This window comes from Candidatus Binatia bacterium (assembly GCA_036382395.1).
In the GTDB taxonomy this organism is placed as follows: Bacteria; Desulfobacterota; Binatia; order HRBIN30; family HRBIN30; genus JAGDMS01.
The window spans coordinates 1-4,822 of the sequence record DASVHW010000411.1; the positions used below are offsets into that span (position 1 = coordinate 1).

Genomic DNA, 4,822 nt, shown 5'->3' on the forward strand with positions numbered 1-4,822 from the left:
GCCTCCCCTGCCCTTACAGACGCCGGTCTTCTTCCCCATCAACTCCGCGACCAGCGGATCGATTGCCGCGCCCTTGGCGATGGGATGGCCGTGCGACCGGTGCGTGCCCGCCATGTAATCGCTCTGTCGCAGCGCCATGCACGCGCCGACCGAGGCCGCCTCTTGCCCCACGCTGGTATGCACCGCGCCCTGGATGGTCCCCGCGCTGAGCAGGCGGCACGCCTCATCCTCGAAGTATCGGATGCGCAGCAGGCGGCGATACATTTCGATCAGATCTGCATGCTTCAAGCTCACGCCGTCACCTCTCGATCGCGGATCGTGGTTTTTTGATCCTTGCCTTTTTCCTACTGTTCCCATCGGAAAAGAGTGCGCCGCGCAGCAAACGTTGGAAGGCGCGAATGGCGGCCTCATACTGCCCGCGGTGCCGCACCTGAGAACGCAGCCAGACCAGACCGAACAACGAGGACAGCACCAGGTCCACGACCGCTTCGGTGTCCACCTCCAGTGCGATCTCGCCGCGCTCTCGCCCGGCCGCCAACAGCTGCGCGAAGAAGCGGCGGATCGCCCGGGTGTCGGTGTTCAAAATCTCACTGAGGTCGGGGTGCCGCTCGATTTCCAACGAAGCGGTTGCCGCGAAATGCGCCACCGCGGGATGGTTGCTGGTGACGGCCAGCGCCGCCTCCAGTCCGGCGCAGAGCTGGTCGACGCAGGTGGTCTCTTCAGTAAAGGCGCGCCGGTACACACCGACCAGGGTGTCGTGGACGTGGCGATGCACCGCGGCGAACAGCTCGGCCTTCGACTCGAAATAATGGTACAGCGCACCGGTGGTCAGTCCCGCGATGCGCGCGATATCCTGGTTGCTGGTCTTGGAGTAGCCGTGCTCAGCGAAGCACTGGCAGGCGGCTTCGATGATGCGTGCCCGCGTCTCTTCACTCACCGCGCCGCGCGGGCGCCCCGCACCCTTCTGGGTCCGCGGGCACGGGTGCGCAGCCTTTGCCGCTCCCTGAATCCGGTTACGGACAGGCAGTATGGCGGTGGGTCGTCCGTGCACGCGTGAGGTGGGCTGCATTGAAGGCATTCCGCATTGAACGACAATGAGAAATATATTGACCGGTTAATTATAGGATGATCGCATCCGCGTCAATGCGGAATTCAGGCGAACGGCGCCAGAAACGGAATGGCTCGACGCGTGCGGGCCTGCCGAGATGTTCGGCGGCTTGCCGGGGGCCGTCGAACTCGAGATGGTGGCGCAGAAGGGGGGCGCCAACGAGGGCATCAACAGCAGATTCAGGAGCTCACCGGCTCGCTGGGGATTCCGTAGCGCTCCTGGTACTGCGCGTAACGCCGGCGTTCCGTCGCCTCGTCGAGTCCACCGAGGCTGAGCGCGTAGGTGTGGCGGCCATGCTTGTCGGCGCGGTTGTCGGCCAGGAAACGGCGCATACGCGCTTCCGCCTCGGCCGACAGCGCCATACCGAAATGCCGGTACATCCGTCGGACCATCGCGATCTCGTCGCGCATGAACTCGCCGAAGGCGACGTCGAACACCTGTTCCGCCGCCACCCGGCCGCTGTCGCGCACACGCATCGTTCGGTTGAGCCCGTCGGCGAGCCGTACGGTCCAATCGCGGCCGATCTCGTGCGGGTCGATGTCGTCGGTGGCGATGCTGCGCAGGGTGCACACGAGGCTGACGAGCGAAGCGATCACTTTCAGCGGGTCGCGATGGGTCTGCACGATCCGCGCGTCCGGGTAGACGGCAAGCAGCGCATCCAAGGCCCAGAGATGGCCGGGGGACTTCAGCACCCACTGCCGCGCCGTAACCTTCCACTGCAAGTACTGCAGCCAGCGGCGGTGCGAGGCGTACACCCATCGGTGGTCCGCCTGCTCGAGCCAGGCCTGGTAGCTCGGCACCCGGTACGCGGTGTGCCACACCATGCTGGCAAACTCGTGCTGGGTGATGGCGACGCACTCCTGCGGCAGACGCGCGCCCATAGGATGAATCGACTTGAAGTCCGGCAGCAACTGGTCGGTGCGGGCAAGACGGCGCTCGACCTGGTCAATACGCGGATCGGTCTCGAACGTCGCCTGCTCGGGCGGCGGAAAGGGGTGCATCACCTCCCACGTCATCGGCACCCGGTTCGCCGGGTCCTGCGCCAGCAGCTCGTGCAGAATCGAGGTGCCCGTCCGCGGCAGTCCCAGGATGAAAAGCGGCCGTTCGACCGGATCAGCCGCAATCGCCGGATTGCGCTTGCAGACGTCCACCATGCGCAAACGGTTGGCCAGCAGACGACCGCATTCGCCACGTTCGATAAGGCGGCCAAGCGGGGTCAGATGGGCTTCCTGCTCGAATGAGGCACAGAGACGGCGGAGCGGATCGCGGAAAGTGTCATCACCGAAATCGTCGAGACCGGTCCGCCGGCATGCTTTGGCCACCAAACTGTCGGCGTCCAGGGGGAAAAGCGGCAGTCCGAGTCGGCGCAGCCCTGCACCCGCGCCGTTCAGCAACCGGAGCCCGAGCGGCCGGGCCGTGCGTGACGCGGTCACAGCTCCGACACGTTCCGCAGCGAGCACCGGATCTCTCCCGCCTCGGACTCGGGCAAGAGTATGCGCCAGAAGATCGTACCCAGCATGTGCCCCTCGGTGTCGAGCCAGTTGGCCACTCCGGGATTGCGGTGGGCGATGACGACGCGAAAGGAGCCATCCGATTCGAACGTCATCTGTTGGCGGTTCAAAGACGTGCGGCGGAAGCGGTACTCGAGCGTCTGTAAGTGCATGTTCCACAGCATGACGTTGGCGAAGCGACAGGCCGGCAGCCGCCCTTCCATCACCAGCGCCTCGTCGGGTTGAAGCAGGTACGGTGCCATGGCGTAGTAGATGTCGACGGCACCCCACGCGGCGACACCGGACGCGCCGAACCGGGCGGGGCGCGGCAGGACGTTGGGCACACGCGACACGAACGAGTACTCGGGCCCCTGGCCCGGCTTCGGCATGTCGAGCGTGTTGCCGCGCAGGAAGCCGCCGAGGGCGCGGAAGCGTGCGGCCATCTTGGCATCGGTCCAGGGAGCCGGCATGCCGGGGTCGTCGAGCCGATCGATGCGCAGGCGCACGAACACATCCGGATCGGCGGCAACGCTCCGAGGACGCTCGAAGTAGTGGCGCGTGATCACCGACGTGGCACCGGCTTCGAGCTTGATCCAGTTGCCTTTGTGTTCCTGCGGCGACAAGGTGATCTCGTAGCCGCCGTCGCTGCCGACGGTGAAATCACGGTCGCTCACCTCCCCTATCACCTTCTCGAGGCTGCCACCGCCGGGGTCGGTGGCGTGCACGGTGAACGATGTGTACACCGCCCCGTCGAGAAAGCCGCGGATGCGGTACGAGCCCGCCCCGTCGATCCGCGTCCAGTAGTAGATGGCGTCGGGGTTGTCACCGAGGACCTTGCGCTGCGGCGACACGACGCGGGTGAACATCGGCCGTTCCGGATCGCCATCGATCCGGTTCTCACAGCCGGCGGCCAGCAGATGGATGAGGAAGCGATACCCCTCGGCGGCGGTCACCTCCTCGATGATGCCGCGCTCGGGGGTGAAGTGTGTATCTCCGATCTCTCGCAACAGGTCGAGAAGCTCGTGAAAGGCCTGACGGGTTTCAGGCGCGAAACTGCTCATGGGGTCCTCCCTTCATTACCTGTAGTCCGAGCCCCTGCCTCGCTAGAAGCCCTCGTAGCCGTACTTCGGATACTTCCCGATGGCGATGACCTCGGTCAACCCGTATCCAACTTCGTTGCCGCAGCGCACCTCGCACACGAGCTCATCAAGGTAGGTGATCTCGCGGAGTACGTCAGGGTTGGTAAGGTCGAGCTTGAAGCCGTCGATCCAGGAAGGCCCCATCCACAGTCCGTGGGTGAACCCTCGATAGTTGGCGTAGCTGTATCCGCCCGTGCCGATGTAGATGGCGCCTAACGGTTTGATCAACGCCTCCTTCCTGGAGCCATCTGCGGCATTGAGGATGACCTTGCCCCCGTTTACCTGGCGCAGCCCGGGCACATCGGTACGGAAGGTGAACTGGTGATCGACACTGGTGAGCTTAAGCACCTCCTTCCCGCTTGCGAACGGGTAGAACAGTCCACCGCTGAAGTTGTTGGCTTGCCCATCCCAGCCTTCTCGGATGTGATACGACGCACCCCAGTTGTCGAACTGCCAGCACGTTCCGTTATAGAAGAACCCGACGGGGATCTCGCCCGGCTGCACGCCGGTCTCCATGTAATCCGTCGCGCCGCGCCGGATGCCCCACGAGTGGTCCCGTTCGGTCCGCCACGATGTTGGGTCAATGGTGATGGTTCGCCCATCCACCTTGATCCAGCCGCTGGGTTTCCCCACCTGGAAATACCGGCGAATGTCTTCGATCACCCGGCCTCGCAGGCGGAAGAACTGCGGGGGGTCTTCCTCGAACGCCGGCGCGGTGGCATCGAACGCAATATCGTAGCTGACGCCGTGTTCGTTTTCGCCGAGTGCAGCCCGGACTTTCTTCATGGGCTCAATTACGTCCCAGGAGAACGGTCCGACGTTGACTTCATCGATCCGCGGACGCAGCTCGCGAGAGGCGCGGACCACGTGCTGCGTCTTGCCTTCAACGGCCAGGCACACGAAGGCATCGATGATGTTGCGGTTGGGATAGAAGCCGAATCCAGCCACCAGGATGACGTCGCCGGTGGTGTCATGCGCCATGAACCAAATGCGCTCGGTCCATTCTCGGGCGCTGGTTGCGGGATGGTCGAAGGTGGTCGCGATCTGGTGGCAGAGCATCTCATCGTGCTTCGTGAGCATGGCCT

At 64.4% G+C, this 4,822-nt stretch carries 5 protein-coding genes; all 5 read right to left on the reverse strand.

Going from position 1 to position 4,822, the window contains the following annotated elements; all coding sequences use genetic code 11:
• On the reverse strand, positions 1–264 hold a 264-nt coding region (locus tag VF515_20160; protein HEX7409940.1), incomplete at its 3' end, for a thiamine pyrophosphate-dependent enzyme.
• Between the two features lie 34 nt (positions 265–298).
• Positions 299–937 carry a TetR/AcrR family transcriptional regulator gene (locus tag VF515_20165; GenBank protein ID HEX7409941.1) on the reverse strand — a complete coding sequence of 213 codons (639 nt, stop codon included), beginning with the start codon at positions 935–937 and terminating at the stop codon, positions 299–301.
• A 350-nt stretch (positions 938–1,287) separates the two neighbouring features.
• Positions 1,288–2,541, reverse strand: a complete 1,254-nt coding sequence (locus VF515_20170; GenBank protein HEX7409942.1) for a sulfotransferase — start codon at positions 2,539–2,541, stop codon at positions 1,288–1,290.
• Entirely contained in the window at positions 2,538–3,659 is a 1,122-nt protein-coding gene (locus VF515_20175; protein HEX7409943.1) for a DUF1214 domain-containing protein, read from the reverse strand. Before VF515_20175 ends, VF515_20170 begins: the two co-directional genes overlap by 4 nt.
• Before the next feature lie 42 nt (positions 3,660–3,701).
• The coding region (locus tag VF515_20180; GenBank protein ID HEX7409944.1) for a hypothetical protein at positions 3,702–4,822 on the reverse strand (1,121 nt) is incomplete at its 5' end.